Origin of the sequence: Inhella inkyongensis (assembly GCF_005952805.1) — a bacterium.
In the GTDB taxonomy this organism is placed as follows: domain Bacteria; phylum Pseudomonadota; class Gammaproteobacteria; order Burkholderiales; family Burkholderiaceae_C; genus Inhella; species Inhella inkyongensis.
This window is the reverse complement of record NZ_CP040709.1, coordinates 114,589-135,556: the sequence shown is the minus strand read 5'-3', so window position 1 is coordinate 135,556 and position 20,968 is coordinate 114,589. Positions and strand designations below refer to the sequence as shown.

The window sequence follows — 20,968 nt, the reverse complement described above, 5'->3', positions numbered from 1 at the left end:
TGCGCAGTTAAGCTGCCGCCCTCCTCGGAAAAACAAGAACATGGCCAAGATCTTCTGCATCGCCAACCAAAAAGGCGGCGTCGGCAAGACCACCACCTGCGTCAACCTGGCAGCCGGCTTGGCCAAGGTCGGCCAGCGCGTGCTGTTGGTGGACCTGGACCCCCAGGGCAATGCCACCATGGGCTCGGGCGTGGACAAACGCAGCCTGGACCCCTCGGTCTACGACGTGCTGCTGGGCAATGCCAGCGTGGCCGAGGCCCGCCGCAAGAGCGAACTGGGCGGCTACGACGTACTGGGCGCCAATCGCGACCTGGCCGGCGCCGAGATCGAACTGGTGGGGCTGGAGCGCCGCGAGCGCCGCCTGAAGGAGGCCCTGGCCGTGGTCGATGCCGAGTACGACCTGGTTCTGATCGACTGCCCGCCGTCCCTGAGCATGCTGACGCTCAACGGCCTGTGCAGTGCCCACGGCGTGCTGGTGCCGATGCAGTGCGAGTACTACGCACTGGAAGGCCTGACCGATCTGGTCAACACCATCAAACAGGTGCACGCGAACAAGAACCCCGAACTGCAGGTCATCGGCCTGCTGCGCGTGATGTTCGACCCCCGCATCACCCTGCAGAACCAGGTGGCCGAGCAGCTCAAGGCCCACTTCGGCGACAAGGTCTTCGACACCATCATCCCGCGCAATGTGCGCCTGGCCGAGGCGCCCAGCTATGGTCAGCCCGGCGTGGTCTTCGACCCCAGCTCCAAGGGTGCGCAGGCTTATGTGGACTGCGCGCGCGAGATGGTGGAGCGGGTCAAGGCGCTCTAAGACCCTCATGACCCTGCGCCCGCGCGACGCCCCACCCTCCGCGACGCTGTCGCGACGCATCGAGGACGCCGGGCTGAACGCCAGCGCACCGCCGCAGCAGGCCTTGGTCGATGGCTGGCTGCTGCGGCTTTCGCCCGGCAAGGCCAAGCGAGCGCGCTGCATCAATGCGCTGCAGCGCGGGCATTTGTCGCTAGACATCCTGCTGGCGCGCTGCCGTGCGGTGTTTGCCAGCGCCAGCCTGCCGCTGATCGTGCGCATCACCCCCTTCACGCAGCCGCATGATCTGGACGCCGAGCTGGCCTCGCGCGGCTGGCACCGCTTCGACGAAACCCAGGTGCTGGCGCTGCAGGACCTCAAGCCTGGCCCCCTGGCACTGCCGGCCGGGCAACGCCTGTTGCCGGTGGACGCCGCCCGCTACGCCGAAGTGGTGGGCCAGCTGCGGGGCAACACGCCCGAGCAGATCGCGGCCCATTTCGAGCGCCTGGCCGCCAGCCCGGTGCGCTACCAGGGCCATCTGCTGCTCGACACCAAGGACCGCCTACTGGCCTGTGGCCAGATCGCACTGGAAGACGGACTGGCGGGTCTCTACGACATCTACACCCCGCTGGAGCAGCGCCGCCGCGGTCATGCCCAGACCCTGTGTCGCGCTTTGATTCAACGCGCCGCCGAACAGGGCGCGCGCCACGCCTACCTGCAGGTCAGCGACGACAACGCCGCCGCGCTGCAGCTCTACACGCGCCTGGGCTTTGTACTGGCCTACCGCTACCACTACCGCAGTGAAACACCTTATGTCGAATGATTCGAACGAAACCAATGGGGCGCGCCGCGACTTCCTGATCGGCAGCTTTGCCGCCGCCGCCCTGCCCGTGGCCGCCAGCACCGTGAGCACACCGGATCAAGGCCTGCAAAGCCAGCAGATCCAGATTGCGCGCCCCGACGGCCACAGCTTGCACGCTTATATGGCCCGCCCGACCCAGGCGCGCGGCCCGCTGCCGGTGCTGCTGCTGGTCAGTGAAATCTTCGGTCTGCATGCCCACATCGCCGACGTGGCGCGCCGCTTCGCGCAGGCGGGTTACCTCTGCATCGCCCCCGATCTGTTTGCGCGCCAGGGCAATGCACAGGCACACCCTGATGCACAGACCCTGATCCGCGAGGTCATCAGCAAGGTCCCCGATGCCCAGGTACTGGGCGATCTGGACGCCTGCCTGGACTGGGCCCTGGCCCACGGCGGCGATGCAGCGCGTGTGGGCGTCAGTGGCTTTTGCTATGGCGGCCGCATCACCTGGCTCTACGCGGCGCATCAGCCCAAGGTCAAGGCGGGGGTGGCCTGGTATGGCCGCCTGCTGGGGCCCACCACGGCGCAGCAACCGGCGCACCCGATTGAGCGCGTTAGCCAGCTCCAGGCCCCGGTGCTGGGCCTCTATGGCGGGCAGGACACCGGCATCCCCGTGGCCACGGTGGCCCAGATGCAAACGGCCCTGAAAGGCGGCAGCCTTGCCGCGCAGCGCAGCGAGTTCGTGCTCTACCGCGAGGCCCCGCACGCCTTCTTCGCCGACTACCGCCCCAGCTACCGCGAGGCCGATGCCAAGGACGCCTGGGCCCGTTGCCTGGCCTGGTTCAAACAGCATGGGGTTTAGGGCTGTCGCGATCGCGCTGCTCGTCAGCGGCCTGAGCGCCTGCAGTCACCTGGCCCCCGGCCCCGTGGCCGACGCGCCGCGTGAGTTCCGCACCGATGGCTGCAGCCTCTACTCCGACCGCGATGCCAAGGCCGACTGGTGCGATTGCTGCGTGGCTCATGACCTGAGCTACTGGCGCGGCGGTACGGCGGCCGAGCGCGAGCGCTCCGATGCCGAGTTCGCCGCCTGTGTGCGCCAGGCCACCGGCAACCCCGAGCAGGCAGCGCGCATGCATGCCGCCGTGCGCTTGGGCGGTGCCCCCTGGTGGCCTACGCCCTTTCGGTGGGGCTATGGCTGGGCCTACGGTCGCGGCTACCAAGCACTGAGTTTGACCGAGCAGATTCAGACCGATCGCCTGCAGGGCCTGGCGGAGCAGCAGGGGCAGATGCAATGCCCAAGTCGAGCCAGATAGCCACCTGAACCTGCCCTTCTGGGCAGGCGTGCCCCGCCCTAAAGGGCAGGTCGAACGCATCGGGGGTTCGCAACAATGGCCCGGCCACCAACCCGGAGTCCCCGATGACCCATCAGTTGCTCGCGCCACCCGCTGCGGTGCTGCGACGAACGAAACCCACCCTGCGTCGCTGGATGCTAGGCCTCCTGCTTGGTTTGAGCTGCCAGGCTCTGGCCGCTGAACCACAGCGTTACGCCATCGTCGGCAAGCTCTCGCGTGTGGGCTTCAGCTTTGCGCACCAGGACTTCATGCAACTGATGGGCAGCCTGCGCTTGCAACCCGGCTACTTCCTGTTCGACGCCGAGGACTGGAGCCGCTCCAGCATCGAAGTGACCCTGCCCCTGATTTCATTGGACATGGGCGACGCGTTGTGGAACCAGCAAATTCGGGGCGACAAGGCCTGGGCCAAGCTCTTCAAAGGCCCCGAGATCCAATTCCGCAGCACGGCGCTTCACAAGACCGGCGCCCAGCAAGGCGTTCTGAAGGGCGAGCTGACGCTGGGTGGCGTCACGCGACCGGTGGAGCTGCAACTGCGCCTCAACCGCATCGCGCCCAATGCCATCACAGGCCAACCCTCCATCGGTCTGAGTGCCAGCGCCCGCATCAAGCGTTCGGAGTTCGGCATCGACGCCTATCTGAGTCTGGTGGGCGATGAGATGGAGGTGCAGGTGCAGCTGGAAGGCGCGCAAGGTGCAGAACTCGAGGCCCCGGGCGATTTGAGTGCGCGCGGGCTTGGGCGACCGAACCCATGAAGGCCTTTGCCCTTGCTGCCTGGGCCTTGCTGTTGACCGCTCAAGTCCAGGCCGGCAACTGGTTTCTCATCGATCTGCAGGGCCAGCGCCCCAATCGGAGCGCCTTTCTGGCCGAGTTCGATCGCGTGCAAAGGCGCTTGGATGACAGTGTGGATCCCTCGCGCCCGCCGCCACCGGGCCAACCCCTGCCCATGGTGCACCGACTGCAAGTGATTGCGGTGCATGAGTCCGTCGAGCGCGCCGATACCACGCAATTCATCGTGGAGCTGCGCTGTGCCGCTGGCCAAGCTCGCCTGGCCCAGGTCACCGCCTGGGGGCGCAATGGCAAGGCGCAGCCCCAGCCCCCAATGGATTGGGCGCCCGTGGGCCAGGGCTGGCTGGACGCCGCGCGCCTGATCGCCTGCGACGAACCGCGTTGGCGCGCCGCCCTGGAAGCCGATCGCAAGGGCGGCCGGCCCGTGGCCCTGGGCGCCATTGGCTTGCTGCCCTTTGGCGAACACGTGATCGGCACCCAGCTATCGGACGCCGTGTGGAGCCAACTCTGGGTCGATGGTCAACGCCCGGCCTATGCCAATGAAGGTACGCCAGCCGACCTCGAGCGGCGCAAGCGCGAGGGCCAAGCCCTGCTGGCCCAAGGTGCGGCACGCCTGGAGCAAGAAGCCGAAGATCAAAAGGCCCTGATGGAGATCACCGAGCGCTTCAACGCCAGGCTGGCGCGCATGCAAACCAAGGTCGTGCAAGCCTTCCAGGGCCTGGCCGGCCGCACCGAGGACGGGGTGGTGAAGGCACTCGGGGCGCCTGCCTCCATGACCCGCAGCAGCGGCCAGACTCGCATGGTGTACGAAGAAGAAGGCCTGCGCTCTGGCGTGGTCCAAACCCCGGTGGCCGTTCTAAACGGTCATGGCGCCGTGATCGGGCAGAGCACGCAGATGCAGGTGCAAACCCAACGGGAGGTCTGCCAGCGCATCCTGCTGCTCAAGCCCATCGGCAGCAAACCCGAACCGCGGGTCTACGACTTCCAGTCCGTCTGCCGCTGAAAGCAGCGGCGCAAGCGCTCAAAGGCCAAGGGCCTCATCACAGCCCAGGTGCACATTCATGCTCTGCACCGCCGCGCCGCTGGCGCCCTTGCCCAGGTTGTCCAGGCGCGCCATCACCATCGCGTGCTGCTCGCTGGCGAACACGAACAGATCGACGCGGTTGGTGTCGTTGCAGCCCTGCACATCGAAGAAGCCGCCCGCCAGGGACTCGGCATCGCGCAGCGGCAGCACACGGATGAAGCGCTCGCCGCTGTAGCGCGCGGCCAGCACAGCGTGGATCTGCTCGGGCGTGGTGCCCGGCTTCAGGGCCGACAGATGCAGGGGCAGGCTCACCGTCAGACCCTTGTAGAACGGGCCCACGATGGGCTGGAACAGGGGCTGGTGCTTCAAACCGCTGTGCGCCGCCATCTCAGGCTGGTGCTTGTGCGTCAGGCCCAGCGCATAGGGGCGCGGGCTCAGCAGCTTGGTGTCGAAGTCCTCTTCCTTGGCCTCGTACTGCGCAATCATGGACTTGCCGCCGCCCGAGTAACCGGTGATGGAATTGGCCGTGATGGCCGCGTCCATCGGCACCAGGCCGGCATCCACCAACGGGCGCATGGCCAGGATGAAGGCCGAGGCGTGGCAACCCGGGTTGGCAATGCGTTTGGTGGCGCGCAGTTTGGCGCGCTGGTCCGCCGCCAGCTCGGGCAGGCCAAAGACCCAGCCCGGCGCGGTGCGGTGCGCAGTGCTGGCGTCGATGACGCAGGTGGCGGGGTTCTCGATCAGAGCCACAGCCTCCTTGGCGGCGGCGTCGGGCAGGCAGAGGAAGACCACATCGGCCGCGTTCAACAGCCGGGCGCGCTCCTGCGCATCCTTGCGCTTGGCGCTGTCGATCACGAGCAGATCGATATCGGAGCGCCCGATCAGATACTCATGGATCCGAAGGCCGGTTGTGCCTTCATGACCGTCGACAAAAACGCGCGTTGCCATGGCTGTGCTTCCAAACTCAGGAGGGGCGGATTCTCCGTCCCCCGACGCCCCTCTCGTGCTGCTCCTGCCGGGTTGGCTGAATTCCGGCCCTGGCCATTGGCAGACCCTGTGGGAGGGCTACTTTGGCGACCTGCGCGTCGAGCAGCACGACTGGCAGCAACCCCGACGCGGCGACTGGATGGCACGGCTGGATGAAGTGGTGATGGACCTGCCGCGTCCCGCCCTGGTGGCCGCGCACAGTTTGGGCTGCCATTTGCTGGCCGCCTGGGCCGCACACAGCCAGCATCGCGCCAAGGTGCTGGGGGCGCTGCTCGTGGCCCCGCCGGACCCGGCCCAAGAGGATTGGCCCGCCGCGCTGCGACCCAGCTGGAACCAGCCGGTGTTGCAGCCTCTGCCCTTCCCCAGTTTGGTTTTGCACAGCACGGACGACCCCTTCGACCGCGCCGGCCGCGCCCCAGCGCTGGCGCAGGCCTGGGGCGCACGCTGCGTCAATTTGGGCACGCGCGGGCATGTGAATGCCGAGTCCGGCCTGGGCCTGTGGCCGCAGGGCCGCTCCTACCTGCGCAGCCTGACGGAGGCGGGATGAGCGCCGCCGAAGACGATCCCCTGTGGCTGAACAGCCCGCATAAGCGGCTGGCTTTCCGCGCAGCCTGCTATGCGCTGTTCGTGTTGCTCGGCGCGGCGGCGGGATGGCTGAGTGGCGGCTTCTGGGGGATGCTGGCCACTGGCACCGCCATGCTGGCGATCCTGATCAGCGCGCGAGGCTGGATCGAGCGCAGCCTGGGCGAGTTGTGGCGCCGCAGCGTGCAAGGGCTGGCTGCGCCGGCCCAGGGCCAGCACTACGCCTTCGCCGGCCAAAGCCTGGACATCCACGACGATGGCCGCGAGCTGTGGATCGCCGAACGCTCGGTGCGCCGCCTGCTCGATCTGGACCGAGACCTAGCCCTCAAGGCCCGCTTCTCCAACCAATGGCGCGAGAGTCGTGAGCTGGGGCTGCGAAGCAAAGGCCTGTGGATCAAAGTGACGGCGCTGCACCAGCACCTGGCCGACGCCCCCGACCGCATGGACCCGCGCCGCCTGCGACTGCGCACCTACCTGGATCGCGACGTCCTGCAGCCCACTGCGCGCCGGCGAGCCCTGTGAAGGGCGCGAAATCTTGCAACACCGAAGTAAATTTTTCCTAAAGCACAAGCCTGTCGTGCGGCATTAACACAACAACCTGGGGTAGCCCCCCCCCAAAGTTGTGAGCAGGTGCTTTCTAGAATCGCCGACCCATGGCTGGTATCCCCAGGCCTGACCCGCTGGGACTCGGCAAGACCTTCATTTGGCTGCCCACGTTCCGACACCCAACCCGCCAAGTCCGGCGAACTAGCCGATCTGGTGTCCGCTTTCGAAAAGGTTCTTATGCGCAAGCATCAACCCTCCACCCTGCGCTTGACGGCCCTGGCCGCGGCTCTCCTGGCCCTGAACGTTCAGGCTCAAACCACCGAGCCCCAGCAGCCCCAGCAACTCCAGCGGGTCGAGATCACCGGCTCCAACATCAAGCGCATCAATGCCGAGACCGCCGTGCCGGTGCAGGTGGTGACGCGCGCTCAAATCGAAGCCTCCGGCGTCACGACCGTCAAAGGTCTGATTGACGAACTGTCCGCATCGACCGGCGGCCTGTCGGACATCGAGGGCGGCAACCGCTTCTCCCCCGGCGCCTCGGCCATTAGCTTCCGCGGCCTGGGTGAAAAAGCCACCCTGGTCCTGCTGAACGGCCGCCGCATCTCCCCCTATGGCCTGGCCGACTACGCCACCCTGATCACCAATGTGGACTCTCTGCCCATCGACGCCATCGAGCGTGTCGAAGTGCTGAAGAGCGGCGCCTCGGCCATTTACGGCTCCGACGCCATCGCCGGCGTGGTGAACTTCATCACCCGTCGCGACTTCAAAGGCTTCGTGGCCGGCGCGTCCTATGCGGACTCGCTGAACAAGCCGGTCTTTGGCGAAAAGAACGCCTACGTCCTGGCCGGCATGGGTGACATTGCCCAAGACCGCTTCAATGTGTTTGGCATGCTCAGCGGCTACCAGCGTGACCCGCTGTTCTACAGCGACATCATTGCCGATACGCCGGAACGCCTGACCCAGTACTCGCCCACCTACGGCACGCCCTCGACCTTCAGCTATCCCGGCAACATCATCGGTGGTGGTAAAGCCTTGGCCTTGCCGGGCTGTGCGACCAAGAACGCCAGCGGTCTGTGCGTGTACAACCGCTACGAGCGTTTCCAGGCCATTCCCGACAACAAGCGCCTGAACTTCACCGGCCAGTTCCGCTTTGCCTTGAATGCGGACACCGAGGTTTTTGTTGACGCACTGGCTTCGCGCACCGAGGTGGCTTACTCTGGTCCGCACCAGACTTATGGCGGCGCTACGACGTCTCCGCTGGTTTGGGGCAACCCCAACACAAACAGCTCGCAGACCTTTCGTTACCGCAATCTGCCTGTCACCCACCCGCTGAACACGTTGGGCGTTCCTGCCGAATTGCGCTATCGCTTCATCGACAGCGGTGAAGGCAAGTCGGTCGAGGCCAGCGAGTACCGCGTGGTGACCGGCATCAAGGGCATCTGGCACAACTACGACTGGGAAGTCGCGCTGAACCATATGGGCAGCGACGTCGACTCCAAGGACCGTGGCAGCTTCAGCAACAGCGGCTTCAAGGCCATGATCGGGGACTACAACAACCCCGGCGCCGACTTCTTCAACAAGGCCGGCGGCTACAAGATCGGCCAAGCAAACTCGGCCGAAGTGTTGAACACCCTGTTCCCCACCTACGGATACAAGGGCAGCATCAAAACCACCGCAGTGGACGCCAAGCTCAGCGGCGAGCTGATGGCCCTGCCCGCCGGCATGATGAGTTTCGCCACCGGCGTGGTGCTGACCAAGGAATCCGTCAAGATCGATCCGACCGCCAATTTGCGCGCCGGTGACATCGTCGGCAATGGCCTGTCGGCCGCAGATTCCTCGCGCAACTTCTCCGCCGTGTTTGGTGAGTTGAGCATTCCTGTGCTGAAGACCCTGGAAGCCCAGGTCGCAGCCCGTGTGGACAAGTACCCCGGCTTCGGCGCGCATTTCTCGCCCAAGCTGGCCCTGCGCTACCAGCCGGCCAAAGAGTTCCTGCTGCGCGGCACGATCGAGAACGGTTTCCGTGCTCCCAACCTGACCGAGAGCGCCGACTCCACCAAGTTCGCGTTCCAGAGCGCCCCCGATCCCAAGCGTTGCACGCCAGCCCGACTCCTGCAGCGTGATCTGCGTGCCCAGGCGGCGCCGCTACCCAGCTCTGACCCCAACAAGGCATTGTTGCTGGCACGTGCCGACTCGGTGGTGAACGCCGAGTGCGGTTCTGCAGCCCTGATCACCCGCAACAACCCGGATCTGAAGCCCGAGACCGCCCGCACCCTGTCGGCCGGCTTCGTGTTTGAGCCGGCCGATCAGTTCAGCCTGGCTGTGGACTACTGGAACATCGAGCGCAAGGACGAAATCGCCGCCCGTTCGGGTAGCCGTCTACTGTCGGAAGAAGGCGCCGGCTCGCCCAACGTGCTGCGTGATCCGATCGCTCTGGACCCGACCTTCACGGCCGCCGAGCGCGCCAAGTACGGCGTGACCGCGGGCAAGCTCAGCGCCATCCTGCGTCAGTTCGTCAACCTCAACAAGACCAAGACCGACGGTTTCGATCTGGAAGCGCGCTTCCGCACCGACACCCCGATTGGCAAGTTGGGCGTTACGCTGACAGGCACCTACACCCAGGGCTATCGCATCTGGGACACCACCAACAATCAGTGGAGTGCCAACTACGCCGGCGGCTACACCACGCCGCGCCTGCGCAGCAATGTGTCGTTCTCGCTGCGCATGCCGCAGTGGACGCACGCTCTGAGCTTCCGCAACAGCACGGGCTACAAGATCGACTACAACGCGAATGACGATACCTGCGCTGAAAACGTCGGCTTTGGCATGGATCCGCTGGACTGCCGCGTCCCTGGCAATACCGTGACCGATTACTACATCGCATACAACGGTATCAAGCACCTGCAGTTGTCGATGAACTTCTTCAACATCTTTAACAAGGGTGCCCCGAACGACGTCCGCGCCTTCGCCATCGATGACAGCGGCATCATTCCGACCAACTTCCAGGATGCGAAGCGCTCGTCGTATCGCTTCAATGTGAAGTACACCTTCTAAGTCTCTGACCGAAGGTTCCTGGATCTGGTAGCCCAGGTCAAAAGAGGCCGCAGACCCGCAAGGGTTTGTGGCCTTTTCTCATGCAGATCAACGCCAGCTCGCTCATTTGCAGTGCAGCGCTGAGCATCCAACCCATTGCATCCACCATGAAGATTCGTGCCCTTGCCCTCGCTGCCGCCCTGGCCGCTGGGATGACCCTGCCTGCCGCACCGCTATTGGCCGCCGAGCCAGTGCCGCTCAAGACCTATCTTTCGTCTTCCAAGTACATCAGCCCGACGCTCTCGCCCAATGGCCGCTACATGGCCCTGCTGACGCCCATCAACGGCAAGCGCAATCTCGCGGTCATCGATCTGAAGACGCGCAAGTCGCAGTCCGTCACGAATATTTCGGGCTTCGATGTCATTGAATTTGATTGGATTGGCAACGAGCGATTGGCCTTTTCGCTCGGTCAACTTGGTGCCCCGACGGGGGCCGAACACGGCGACGGCGGCGGCCTCTTCGTGGTCAGCCGCGATGGCAAGGAAGCCCGGACCATCACGCCGACCGCAAGGGATCAGGGCGCGCAGGGCGGCTATCAGTCCGCTCGAGGCCTCTCTTTCTTGCGCTCCATCCCTGGCAATGACGACGAATTCCTGGCTTCGGGCAATCTGCGCGTCGTGGATTCGCTTGACATCTACCGCGTAAACGCGGTGACCGGCAAGCAGACCCTGCTGACCTTTGAGCACCCTGGCAAGGTCATGTCCTGGGAACTGGACAACAAACTGGTCCCGCGTGTTGCCGTGGTGCGCGATCGCAAGGACGAGACCATGGAGGGCACCAGTCGCATCCTTTATCGCGCAACAGTCGAATCACCCTGGGTGGAAGTGGAGTCCAGCCCGTTGCGCAGTGGGGAGATCTTCACGCCCCTGTCCTTCGACCAGGACGACAAAACCTTGTTTGTCGCCTCCAACCGCGGGCGTGACACCACGGCCATCTACCGTTTCAACCCCGAAACCAAACAACTCGGTGAACTGCTAGCAGCCCATCCGCGCTATGACATGGGTGTTGACGCTGCGGGTGGATCAGCGGGTGGTGTGTTGCAACGCCAAGAAACAGGTGAGTTGGTGGGCTTTTCGGTGCCAGCAGAGGAGTCTCAAATCAGTTGGATCCACAACGACTGGGCCCAAGTGCAAGCACAGATGGAGGCTAGCTTCCCCGGCAAGAATGTCTCCATTCAACGCCGCGCAGGGGCATCGACCCTGGTGACTGTCAGCAGTGCCACCCACATTCCGCGCTCCTATTTGTATGACGAGAAGGCCAAGCGGTTGGAAGAGCTCTTTGTCGCCAACGAAGTGCTGAAGGACGAGCATCTGGCGCCGACGCAGCACTTCCTGTTGAAGACGCGCGACGGGCTCGAGATCCCGTCGATGTATGTGCTGCCCAAGGACTACAAACCCGGGCAGAAGCTGCCCACCGTCGTTCATGTGCACGGCGGCCCGCACGCGCGTGCCGACTTCGGCGGCTTCCCGTCCACCTTTGGCACCCGCGAGGCACAGATCCTGGCCTCGCGCGGCTATGCGGTGATCCTGCCCAACTTCCGAGTCACTCCAGGTTTTGGCCGCAAGATTTATCTGGCCGGTTTTGGTGCCATCGGCACCAAGATGTCCGAGGACCACGAAGACGCCGTCCACTGGGCCGTCAAGCAGGGCTTCGCCGATCCGCAGCGCGTCTGCATCACCGGAGGCAGCTACGGTGGATACGCGACTCTGCAGGCCCTGGTCAAGACCCCAGATCTGTTTGCCTGCGGCGTCGCTGGTCTGAGCGTTTCCGACTTCAAACTGCAGCTGACCTCGACCTCGGGAGACACCGTCAGAAGCAAGCCCGGTGTTGCCCACTGGATGCGCATGTTGGACATGGGCAAGGATGACAGCTGGGACAAAGTCAAACCCATCTCGCCGGCCTATAACGTGGCCCGCATCAAGGCCCCCCTGGCCATGTACGCCGGGCGCGACGACATTCGCACCCCGCTGGAGCAAACCGAGCGCGTCGTAGATGAGATGAAGAAGCTGGGCAAGGCCCCAGAGTTCGTCTTCATCGCCGACGGCGAGGCCCATGGCTTTGGCAAGCCGGAGAACAACCTCAAGAAATACGAGCTGATGCTCGACTTCCTGGATCGTCACATCGGTTCCAAATCACGTTTCGCCAAGCCCCAGTAAGGGCAAAAAGAGGAGGGGCGCCGCAGGCGCCCCTTTTTCTTACTGGCATGCCCACGCGCGAGCGGCTGACACAATCCCGCCCCATGGTTACGAAACGCCCCAAAGGTCTTGGCCTCGGCCTGGACGCCCTGCTTGGCCCCAAGGTCAGCGACACCCCCGCGCCCGAAGGCCTGCCCAGCTCGCTGAAAGTCAATCTGCTGCAGGCCGGTAAATACCAGCCGCGCACGCGCATGGATGAGGGCTCGCTCTACGAGCTGGCCGAGAGCATCAAGAGCCAGGGCGTGATGCAGCCGATCCTGGTGCGGCCGGTGGGTGGCGGGCGTTACGAAATCATTGCCGGTGAGCGACGCTTCCGCGCCAGCCAGCTGGCGGGTCTGAGCGAGGTGCCAGTGCTCGTCAAGGAGGTGCCCGACGAAGCTGCCGCCGTGATGGCGCTGATCGAGAACATCCAGCGCGAAGACCTCAACCCGCTGGAAGAGGCGCAGGGTCTGCAGCGCCTGGTGGAGGAGTTCCAGCTCACCCACGAACAGGCCGCGCAAGCGGTGGGTCGCTCGCGCAGTGCGGCCAGCAATCTCTTGCGCCTGTTGCAGCTGGCCGAGCCGGTGCAGCAGCTGCTCATGGCGGGTGACCTGGACATGGGCCACGCCCGCGCCCTGCTGGGCCTGGAGGGCGCGCAGCAGATCACCACGGCCCACGAGGTGGCGGCCAAGAAACTCAGCGTGCGCGAGACCGAAAAGCTGGTGGCAAACCAAGCCGCCGGACGGCAAAAGCCTCTGCTGCGCGTGATGAACGAGAAGTCGCGCGATCTGCTGAACCTGGAAGAGGAGCTGTCCGATCTGTTCGCAGCCCAGGTCTATATTCGCGTGCTCAAACGCGGCAAGAAGGGCAACAAGGACCAAAGCGGTGAACTGGCGATTGCCTTTGGCTCGCTGGACGCCCTGCAAGGCGTGATCGAACGCCTGCGCGGCCCCCAAGCTTGAGCCCCGAGATCCGCCCGGCGAGGGCCGAGGACACGACCCAGCTCGCGGCCTTGACCACCCTGGTCTGGCTGGATACCTACGAGGCCGGTGGCCTGAGTCAGGCCGGGGCCGCCGAGGCCCTTAGCCTGGGCAGCCCGGTGGCGATGGCCGCGCGGCTGCTGGACCCCAAGCGACAGGTTCTGGTGCTATGTGACCGGAAGCTTTTGCTTGGATATGCCGAAATCGAACACCCGGCCCCCTGCCCGGAACAGCCCTCAGCGACGACCGAGCTGGCGCGGCTTTACGTCATTCGCCACATGCAAGGCCGTGGCCTGGGTGGGCGCTTGCTCACCGCCGCAGAGAACCAGGCCAAAGCCCTCGGCGCCCACAGCCTGTGGCTGACAGCCTGGGTGGGCAACGCCCAAGCGCTGCGCTTTTATGCCCACAAGGGCTACCGCGATGCGGGTCTGCGCAGCTTTGCTTTTCAGGATCAAGTGGTCGAGAACCGTCTGTTGATCAAAGACCTGAACTGAGACCGCCGGTCGGTCAGCCCCACGGGTCTGTCGCCCGTTCATCACGGCACGCGCGCGCCGCAGCCAATTGATGCATGATGGCCTCGACAGCGACAACGACGTGGGGTGTGTGCCCTGACGGTCCACCCCGCGCCTCTGACCCAGGAGGACGTGATGGACGTGATCAGCCACTTCGCGGCGCGCTACGAGCGCACCAAGGTCGAGGAGCTCTCCCTCGAGGACTATCTGGCCGAGTGCAAGCGCAATCCACTCGCCTACGCCAGCGCCCCCGAGCGCATGCTCAAGGCCATTGGTGAGCCCCAGATGATCGACACCCGCAACGACCCGCGGCTGTCGCGCATCTTTCAGAACAAGCAGCTCAAGATCTACCCTGCCTTCGCCGAGTTCTACGGCCTGGAAGATGCCATCGAGCAGGTGGTGGCCTACTTCCGCCACGCCGCCCAGGGCCTGGAAGAGAAGAAGCAAATCCTCTACCTGCTCGGGCCCGTGGGCGGCGGCAAGAGTTCGATTGCCGAGCGCCTCAAGGTGTTGATGGAGCAGGTGCCCTTTTATGCGATCCAGGGCTCGCCGGTGAACGAGAGCCCGCTGGGCCTGTTCGATCCGGTGGAGGACGGCCCCATCTTGGAGCGCGAATACGGCATCCCGCAGCGCTATCTGAACCGCATCATGAGCCCCTGGGCCGTCAAGCGCCTGGAGGAGTTCGGCGGCGACATCCGCAAGTTCAAGGTCGTCAAGCGCTACCCCAGCGTGCTCAAGCAGGTGGGCGTGGCCAAGACCGAGCCGGGTGACGAGAACAACCAGGACATTTCCAGCCTGGTGGGCAAGGTGGACATCCGCAAGCTCGAGACCTTTGCGCAGGACGATCCCGACGCCTACAGCTACAGCGGCGGCCTGTGTTTGGCCAATCAGGGATTGCTGGAATTCGTCGAGATGTTCAAGGCGCCCATCAAGGTCCTGCACCCCTTGCTGACGGCCACCCAGGAGGGCAACTTCAAGGGCACCGAGGGCTTTGGGGCCATCCCCTTCGACGGCATCATCCTGGCGCACAGCAACGAGAGCGAGTGGAAGAGCTTCCGCAACAACAAGAACAACGAAGCCTTCCTGGACCGCATCTACATCGTCAAGGTGCCGTACTGCCTGCGCATCACCGAAGAGGTCAAGATCTACGAGAAGCTGATCCGCAACTCCTCGCTGGGCGCCGCACCCTGCGCACCAGGCACGCTGAAGATGATGGCGCAGTTCGCGGTACTCACGCGGCTGAAGGAGCCGGAAAACAGCTCGCTGCACAGCAAGGCGCAGATCTACGACGGCGAAAACCTCAAGGACACCGATCCCAAGGCCAAGTCCATCCAGGAGTACCGCGACTACGCTGGCGTCGATGAAGGCATGAGCGGCATCAGCACGCGCTTCGCCTACAAGATCCTCAGCAAGGTCTTCAACTTCGACAGCCAGGAAGTGGCCGCCAACCCAGTGCACCTGATGTATGTGCTGGAGCAGCAGATCGAGCGCGAGCAGTTCCCCAAAGAGGTCGAAGAGAAGTACATCGGTTTCATCAAAGAAAACCTGGCACCTCGCTATGCCGAATTCATCGGTAAAGAGATCCAGACCGCCTACCTGGAAAGCTACAGCGAGTACGGCCAGAACCTGTTCGACCGCTATGTGACCTACGCGGACTACTGGATCCAGGACAGCGAGTACCGCGACAACGACACCGGCGAGGTCTTCGACCGCAGCGCGCTGAACGCCGAGTTGGAAAAGATGGAGAAGCCCGCCGGCATCGCCAACCCCAAGGACTTCCGCAACGAGATCGTCAACTTCGTACTGCGCGCGCGCGCCAACAACGGCGGCAAGAACCCCAGCTGGACCAGCTACGAAAAGCTGCGCGCGGTGATCGAGAAGAAGATGTTCTCCAACACCGAGGACCTGCTGCCCGTCATCAGCTTCAACGCCAAGGCCAGCGCCGAGGACGCCAAGAAGCACGAGAACTTCGTGCAACGCATGGTGGACAAGGGCTACACGGCCAAGCAGGTGCGGCTGCTGTGCGAGTGGTATCTGCGGGTGCGGAAGTCATCCTAAGGATCCTTCACCCCGCTTCTCTATGACCACTCAGTCCGTCTTCCTCGCTCGCCTCGGTACACCGAAATCGGGGGGGCGGGGTGCTGTGCGCAGAGAAGTAAAGGAGGAGACGGCGACCGGTAGGTCGGCGTCGGGGGACATGAACGGAGCACAGTACCCCGCCCCCCCGATGCGCTCGGTGGAGGCATGCGTGCGCCGCCGTCCTGCCAAGTCCAAGCAACGCGAGGGCATGGGGTGGGCAGCTCCGTTCATGTCCCCCGCCCTCCACGCCCTTCGGGCCTTCCGGGCTCCTCCTTTACTTCACTGCGCTGCCCACCCCATACCCTCGCTCACAAAGGGTGAGCGCTGCGAAGCCGTTGCCTGTTTCGATTGAGAAGGAGCCGCCTTGCTTCAGTCCATCATTGATCGAAGGTTGTCGGGCAAGAACAAGTCCATCGGCAACCGCGAGCGCTTCCTGCGTCGGGTCAAGGAGCAGGTGAAGGAGGCCGTGCGCCGTGCTATCGATGGGCGCTCAATCAAGGACGTTGAAAAGGGTGAGGACATCCGCATCCCGAAGAAGGACCTGAGCGAACCGGTGTTCCAGCATGGCGAGGGCGGTCGGCGCGAGATCGTGCGGCCGGGCAACAAGGAGTTCGTCAAGGGCGACCGCAGCCCCAAACCGCAAGGCGGGCAGGGCGGTGGCGGCGGCGGACAGGCCAGCGACTCGGGCGAGGGCGAAGACGACTTCGTCTTCCATCTGAGTCGCGAGGAGTTCATGGAGGTCTTCTTCGAGGACCTGGCCCTGCCGCATCTGGTGCGCACCGAGCTCACCGAGCAGCCCGAATGGAAGACGCACCGAGCCGGTTTTGTCAGCGACGGCTCGCCCACCAATCTGCATGTGGTGCGCTCGATGCGCGGTGCGTTGTCGCGCCGCATCGCCTTAGGCCTGGGCAAGCGCCGCAGCCTGGCCGAGCTGGAGGAGGAACTGGAGAGCGCCAGCGAGCCGCGCCGCAGCGAGTTGCTGGCCGAGATCGCCGAGCTCAAGCGCCGCATCGAGGCTATCCCCTACCTGGACCCCATCGACCTGCGCTTTCGCAACCGGGTGCGCGTGCCGGTGCCCAGCACCAATGCCGTGATGTTCTGCTTGATGGACGTCAGCGGCTCAATGGACGAGAGCCGCAAGGACCTGGCCAAGCGCTTCTTCATCCTGCTCTACCTCTTCCTGACCCGGCACTACGAAAAGGTCGAGCTGGTCTTCATCCGCCACCACACCCAGGCCGCCGAAGTGGATGAGCAGAACTTCTTCCACGCCACCGAAACCGGAGGCACCGTGGTCAGCTCCGCCCTGGTGCTGATGGACGAGATCCAAAAGGCCCGCTACCCCGCCAGCCAATGGAATATCTATGGCGCCCAGGCCAGCGACGGCGACAACTGGCACCACGACAGCAGCCGCTGCAAGGAAATCCTGCAGCAGCAGATCCTGCCGGCCTGCCGCTACTTCGCCTATGTGCAGGTGGCCGAACCCGAGCAGAACCTGTGGGACGAATACGCCACCCTGGCCGATGAGGTGCCGCACTTCGCCATGCGCAAGGCCACCGCCGTGAACCAGATCTATCCGGTCTTCCGCGAGCTCTTCCGCAAGGAAGGTCGCGCCGCCGCATGACCGAGATCAGTGCCATGGGCAGCCCCGAAAACCGTCGCCATCCCACGGTCGGTCCGGACCGCCACGAATGGGGTGGCCGGCGCAGCCCGCCGCCCTTGCAGGAGATGAAGCCTTTGGCCCAGCGCCCCGCGCAACCCCTGCCCAGCCCCAGCGACTGGAGCTTCGAGCTGATCGAGCAGTACCACGAGGTCATCCGCGCCACGGCCGAGCGCTATGGGCTGGACACCTATGCCAATCAGCTCGAAATCATCAGCGCCGAGCAGATGATGGATGCCTACGCCTCGGTGGGCATGCCGGTCAACTACCGGCACTGGAGCTATGGCAAGGAATTCATCGCCACCGAGCGCAATTACAAGCGTGGCCAGATGGGCCTGGCCTACGAAATCGTCATCAACTCCGACCCCTGCATCAGCTACCTGATGGAGGAAAACACCCTGGCCATGCAGGCCCTGGTGATTGCCCATGCGGCCTATGGCCACAACAGCTTCTTCAAGGGCAACTATCTGTTCCGCATGTGGACCGATGCCTCGTCGATCATCGACTACCTGGTCTACGCCAAGAAGTACGTGGCGCAATGCGAGGAGCGCCACGGCGTCGACGCTGTCGAGTTGGTGCTTGACAGCTGCCACGCGCTGATGAACCACGGTGTGGACCGCTACCGCCGGCCCGCCAAGCTCTCGCTGGCCCAGGAGCGCGCGCGCCTGGAAGAGCGCGAGGACCATATGCAGCGCCAGATCAACGACCTCTGGCGCACCCTGCCGCGCAAGGCCGAGGAGGGCGCCGAACAGGCCGCGCGCCGCTTCCCGGCCGAGCCGCAGGAGAACCTGCTGTACTTCATCGAAAAGAACGCGCCGCTGCTCGAAGGCTGGCAGAGAGAAATTGTGCGCATCGTGCGCAAGATCGCGCAGTACTTCTACCCGCAGCGCCAGACCCAGGTGATGAACGAGGGCTGGGCCACCTTCTGGCACCACCGCCTGCTCAACCAGATGTACGACGACGGCTACCTCGCCGACGGCATGATGATCGAGTGGCTCTCTTCGCACACCAATGTGGTGATGCAGCGCCCGATGCAGCCGCTCAACCCCTATGCGCTGGGTTTTGCGATGTACACCGACATCAAGCGCATCTGCGAAGCGCCGACCGAGGAAGACCGGCGCTGGTTCCCCGATCTGGCCGGCAGCCCCTGGTTGCCCGCGCTGCATCACGCGATGCGCAACTTCAAGGACGAAAGCTTCATCAACCAGTACCTGAGCCCGAAGCTGATGCGCGACTTCCGGCTCTTCAGCATCCTCGACGACGAGACCGAGAAGGACTACCTGATCAGCGCCATCCACGACGAGGATGGCTACCGCCAGATCCGGCAGACCCTGTCAGCCAACTACGACCTGGGCACGCGAGAGCCCAACATCCAGGTGTGGAACGTGAACCTGCGGGGCGACCGCAGCCTGACCCTGCGCCACACCCAGCACCAAGGTCGCCCGCTGGAAAAGTCGGCGGAAGAGGTGCTGCGCCACGTGGCGAGGCTGTGGGGCTTTGCGGTGCAGCTGGAGTCGGTGAACGCCCAGGACGAGGTGGTGCAGCGCTTTGGAGTGCCCGGACCTCAGTGAGGGCTGAGCGAAACAAACGAAACAATTCCCCGGCGCTCATGAAGCCGGACTGAAACGAGCGCCTTCGAACATGACGTCACCGCAACAGGAGACGATCATGAACCGCAAAGCCCTTGCCACTGCTTTCCCCCTGAGCCTGATGACCGCCGCGCTGCTGCTGGCCGGCCCCGCCCAGGCGCAGCCCGCCCCGGCCAAGAAAGAAGCCCTGGCCGCCGGCCTGATCATCAAGTTCCGCGAGGGCGTGCGCAGCCCGGTCGCCGCCAAGGCGGCTGTGCAAGGCTTCCGGGCCATGGGCGAAGCGCGCGGCCAGCGTGTCGCGTTCGACCGCGAAGGCGCCTTCGGCGTGCGCGTGATCCGCATGCAAGAGCACCAGACCGTGAGTGCGCTGCAACGTCTGGCGCGCGACATCCAGGCCTCGGATGCCACCATTGAATCGATCGAAGTCGACCACCTCGTCCGCGCCAGCTTCATCCCCAACGACTCCCGTTGGGCCGACCAGTGGGACCTATCCGACCCCACCGGCGGCATCAACGCCCCCAAGGCCTGGGACATCAGCCAGGGCTCAGGCTCACGGGTCGCGGTGCTGGACACCGGCGTGTTGGCCCATGCCGACATCGCGGCCAATCTGCTGCCCGGCTACGACATGATCAGCAACTCCACCAACGCCCAGGACGGCGGCGGCCGCGACAGCAATGCCAGCGACCCCGGCGACTGGGCGGCAGCCGGCGTGTGCGGCACGGACAAGCCCGCGCAAAACAGCAGCTGGCATGGCACCCATGTGGCCGGCACCATCGCCGCCGTGGGCAACAACAGCGCGGGCATCAGCGGCGTGGCCCCCAAGGCCAAGATCGTGCCGGTTCGAGTGCTGGGGCGCTGCGGCATTGGCGCCAGCTCGGACGTCGCCGACGGCATCGTCTGGGCGGTGGGCGGGCAAGTGGGCAGCCTGCCCCTGAACGCCAACCCGGTGCGCATCCTCAACCTCTCGCTGGGCAGTGAAAGCGCCTGCGGCAGCACGATGCAGACCGCCATTGACTACGCTCGCGGCAAAGACGCGCTGGTGGTGGTGGCAGCGGGCAATGATGGCCAGGACGCCAATCTGGAATCCCCGGCCAACTGCAAGGGCGTGATGGCCGTGGCGGCCACCAACAAGGTGGGAGGCCGCTCCAGCTACTCAAACTTCGGCAGCAATGTGGACATTGCCGCACCCGGCGGTGATGCCACCTACGGCAATGTGCTCTCGCTGAGCAACACCGGCACCATGGGTCCGGTGGCCGATGCCATGGCCTGGATGCGCGGCACCTCGATGGCCGCGCCCCATGTGGCGGGTGTGGCGGCGCTGATGCTGGCCACAAACAGCCTGCTCAAGGCGGACGACACCGAATACCTGATGAAGGCCACGGCGCGCAAATTCCCGGGCACTTGCAGCGGCTGTGGCACCGGCATCCTGGACGCGGAGGCCGCAGTCAGCACCGCCAAGGGCTTCCGCTACGAAATCGAACCCAACAACAGCATCGGCACGGCGCAGTACCTCAACCTGAACTGGCCCAGCCGCGTGGTGGGCACCCTGGATCCCTACAACATCAGCGAAGTGGACGTCTACTCGGTCTACCTGCCGCCCAACCAGACCCTGCGCACCGAGATGTTCCTGGTGGTCAATGACGGCATGTACACCCCGGCCACCGAGTTGCTGGATGCAAGCGGCAAAGTGTTGGGCACCAGCCGCTACATCTATGGCAAGCACGAGGTCAATTACCGCAACACCGGTACCGTCGGCAAAGCGGTCTACCTGCGCGTCAAGCTGGCCGCCGACCCGGTGATCAAGCTCTTTACCCCGCTGTACGACTTGAAGATGTGGCGCCAGAACTGAGCCGACGCAAACCTCGGCTGGCCACCCACGGCCGGCTTGAGGATTGGCGCAGCGCCACCAGCCCCAGGGCCGCCGAGATCCGGCGGCCCTGGGGCTTTGGCGTCTATCGGTGTCGTGCCGCCTCAGCAGCGACCAAGCACGATTGCAACAAACGAAACAAAACCCCGCCCCCCAT

The 20,968-nt window shown here is 64.7% G+C and carries 17 protein-coding genes; 16 read left to right on the top strand and 1 reads right to left on the bottom strand.

Going from position 1 to position 20,968, the window contains the following annotated elements; all coding sequences use genetic code 11:
* The first annotated feature begins 40 nt into the window (after positions 1 to 40).
* From FF090_RS00710 to FF090_RS00685, 6 genes are all read left to right on the top strand, one after another.
* Entirely contained in the window at positions 41 to 811 is a 771-nt protein-coding gene (locus FF090_RS00710) for a ParA family protein (RefSeq protein WP_138854903.1), read from the top strand.
* A gap of 7 nt (positions 812 to 818) precedes the next feature.
* Positions 819 to 1,610 carry a GNAT family N-acetyltransferase gene (locus FF090_RS00705; protein ID WP_175423454.1) on the top strand — a complete coding sequence of 264 codons (792 nt, stop codon included), beginning with the start codon at positions 819 to 821 and terminating at the stop codon, positions 1,608 to 1,610.
* Complete coding sequence (locus FF090_RS00700) at positions 1,600 to 2,448, top strand: dienelactone hydrolase family protein (RefSeq protein ID WP_138854901.1); 849 nt, start codon at positions 1,600 to 1,602, stop codon at positions 2,446 to 2,448. Before FF090_RS00705 ends, FF090_RS00700 begins: the two co-directional genes overlap by 11 nt.
* Positions 2,438 to 2,899 carry a hypothetical protein gene (locus FF090_RS00695; RefSeq protein WP_217503007.1) on the top strand — a complete coding sequence of 154 codons (462 nt, stop codon included), beginning with the start codon at positions 2,438 to 2,440 and terminating at the stop codon, positions 2,897 to 2,899. The genes FF090_RS00700 and FF090_RS00695 overlap by 11 nt, the downstream gene beginning before the upstream one ends.
* Before the next feature lie 104 nt (positions 2,900 to 3,003).
* Complete coding sequence (locus tag FF090_RS00690) at positions 3,004 to 3,690, top strand: YceI family protein (protein ID WP_138854900.1); 687 nt, start codon at positions 3,004 to 3,006, stop codon at positions 3,688 to 3,690.
* Positions 3,687 to 4,727, top strand: coding sequence for a hypothetical protein (locus tag FF090_RS00685; RefSeq protein ID WP_138854899.1), 1,041 nt, complete (start codon positions 3,687 to 3,689; stop codon positions 4,725 to 4,727). The genes FF090_RS00690 and FF090_RS00685 overlap by 4 nt, the downstream gene beginning before the upstream one ends.
* Positions 4,728 to 4,745: 18 nt before the next feature.
* Here FF090_RS00685 and argC read toward each other — a convergent pair whose 3' ends face one another.
* Positions 4,746 to 5,696, bottom strand: coding sequence for an N-acetyl-gamma-glutamyl-phosphate reductase (gene argC / locus FF090_RS00680; protein ID WP_138854898.1), 951 nt, complete (start codon positions 5,694 to 5,696; stop codon positions 4,746 to 4,748).
* Here argC and FF090_RS00675 point away from each other — a divergent pair.
* The 10 genes from FF090_RS00675 (at position 5,695) to FF090_RS00630 (ending at position 20,793) form a co-directional block, all read left to right on the top strand.
* Positions 5,695 to 6,282 (top strand): RBBP9/YdeN family alpha/beta hydrolase, encoded by a 588-nt coding sequence (locus FF090_RS00675; protein ID WP_138854897.1) that lies wholly within the window; start codon positions 5,695 to 5,697, stop codon positions 6,280 to 6,282. The two genes, argC and FF090_RS00675, sit on opposite strands and share 2 nt — an antisense overlap.
* Entirely contained in the window at positions 6,279 to 6,839 is a 561-nt protein-coding gene (locus FF090_RS00670; protein WP_138854896.1) for a hypothetical protein, read from the top strand. Before FF090_RS00675 ends, FF090_RS00670 begins: the two co-directional genes overlap by 4 nt.
* Before the next feature lie 261 nt (positions 6,840 to 7,100).
* Positions 7,101 to 9,914, top strand: coding sequence for a TonB-dependent receptor domain-containing protein (locus tag FF090_RS00665; RefSeq protein WP_138854895.1), 2,814 nt, complete (start codon positions 7,101 to 7,103; stop codon positions 9,912 to 9,914).
* 146 nt (positions 9,915 to 10,060) lie between these two features.
* Positions 10,061 to 12,109 (top strand): S9 family peptidase, encoded by a 2,049-nt coding sequence (locus tag FF090_RS00660; protein ID WP_175423453.1) that lies wholly within the window; start codon positions 10,061 to 10,063, stop codon positions 12,107 to 12,109.
* An 83-nt stretch (positions 12,110 to 12,192) separates the two neighbouring features.
* The gene (locus FF090_RS00655; protein ID WP_138854893.1) at positions 12,193 to 13,089 is read left to right on the top strand and encodes a ParB/RepB/Spo0J family partition protein; all 897 of its coding nucleotides are present in this window, start codon (positions 12,193 to 12,195) and stop codon (positions 13,087 to 13,089) included.
* Positions 13,086 to 13,601: a GNAT family N-acetyltransferase gene (locus tag FF090_RS00650; RefSeq protein WP_138854892.1), complete on the top strand. Its 516-nt coding sequence runs from the start codon at positions 13,086 to 13,088 to the stop codon at positions 13,599 to 13,601. Before FF090_RS00655 ends, FF090_RS00650 begins: the two co-directional genes overlap by 4 nt.
* A gap of 153 nt (positions 13,602 to 13,754) precedes the next feature.
* Positions 13,755 to 15,677 carry a PrkA family serine protein kinase gene (locus FF090_RS00645; protein WP_138854891.1) on the top strand — a complete coding sequence of 641 codons (1,923 nt, stop codon included), beginning with the start codon at positions 13,755 to 13,757 and terminating at the stop codon, positions 15,675 to 15,677.
* A 385-nt stretch (positions 15,678 to 16,062) separates the two neighbouring features.
* Entirely contained in the window at positions 16,063 to 17,319 is a 1,257-nt protein-coding gene (locus tag FF090_RS00640; protein WP_138854890.1) for a YeaH/YhbH family protein, read from the top strand.
* Complete coding sequence (locus tag FF090_RS00635) at positions 17,316 to 18,926, top strand: SpoVR family protein (RefSeq protein WP_175423452.1); 1,611 nt, start codon at positions 17,316 to 17,318, stop codon at positions 18,924 to 18,926. Before FF090_RS00640 ends, FF090_RS00635 begins: the two co-directional genes overlap by 4 nt.
* A 97-nt stretch (positions 18,927 to 19,023) precedes the next feature.
* Positions 19,024 to 20,793, top strand: a complete 1,770-nt coding sequence (locus tag FF090_RS00630) for a S8 family peptidase (RefSeq protein WP_175423451.1) — start codon at positions 19,024 to 19,026, stop codon at positions 20,791 to 20,793.
* The last annotated feature ends 175 nt before the right edge of the window (positions 20,794 to 20,968 follow it).

What these genes read in the sequence shown, in the direction of transcription:
- FF090_RS00710 (WP_138854903.1), top strand. Translation starts at nt 41, where the DNA reads ATGGCCAAGATCTTCTGCATCGCCAACCAAAAAGGCGGCGTCGGCAAG.
- FF090_RS00705 (WP_175423454.1), top strand. Translation starts at nt 819, where the DNA reads ATGACCCTGCGCCCGCGCGACGCCCCACCCTCCGCGACGCTGTCGCGA.
- FF090_RS00700 (WP_138854901.1), top strand. Translation starts at nt 1,600, where the DNA reads ATGTCGAATGATTCGAACGAAACCAATGGGGCGCGCCGCGACTTCCTG.
- FF090_RS00695 (WP_217503007.1), top strand. Translation starts at nt 2,438, where the DNA reads ATGGGGTTTAGGGCTGTCGCGATCGCGCTGCTCGTCAGCGGCCTGAGC.
- FF090_RS00690 (WP_138854900.1), top strand. Translation starts at nt 3,004, where the DNA reads ATGACCCATCAGTTGCTCGCGCCACCCGCTGCGGTGCTGCGACGAACG.
- FF090_RS00685 (WP_138854899.1), top strand. Translation starts at nt 3,687, where the DNA reads ATGAAGGCCTTTGCCCTTGCTGCCTGGGCCTTGCTGTTGACCGCTCAA.
- FF090_RS00675 (WP_138854897.1), top strand. Translation starts at nt 5,695, where the DNA reads ATGGCTGTGCTTCCAAACTCAGGAGGGGCGGATTCTCCGTCCCCCGAC.
- argC (WP_138854898.1), bottom strand. Translation starts at nt 5,696, where the DNA reads ATGGCAACGCGCGTTTTTGTCGACGGTCATGAAGGCACAACCGGCCTT.
- FF090_RS00670 (WP_138854896.1), top strand. Translation starts at nt 6,279, where the DNA reads ATGAGCGCCGCCGAAGACGATCCCCTGTGGCTGAACAGCCCGCATAAG.
- FF090_RS00665 (WP_138854895.1), top strand. Translation starts at nt 7,101, where the DNA reads ATGCGCAAGCATCAACCCTCCACCCTGCGCTTGACGGCCCTGGCCGCG.
- FF090_RS00660 (WP_175423453.1), top strand. Translation starts at nt 10,061, where the DNA reads ATGAAGATTCGTGCCCTTGCCCTCGCTGCCGCCCTGGCCGCTGGGATG.
- FF090_RS00655 (WP_138854893.1), top strand. Translation starts at nt 12,193, where the DNA reads ATGGTTACGAAACGCCCCAAAGGTCTTGGCCTCGGCCTGGACGCCCTG.
- FF090_RS00645 (WP_138854891.1), top strand. Translation starts at nt 13,755, where the DNA reads ATGGACGTGATCAGCCACTTCGCGGCGCGCTACGAGCGCACCAAGGTC.
- FF090_RS00635 (WP_175423452.1), top strand. Translation starts at nt 17,316, where the DNA reads ATGACCGAGATCAGTGCCATGGGCAGCCCCGAAAACCGTCGCCATCCC.
- FF090_RS00630 (WP_175423451.1), top strand. Translation starts at nt 19,024, where the DNA reads ATGAACCGCAAAGCCCTTGCCACTGCTTTCCCCCTGAGCCTGATGACC.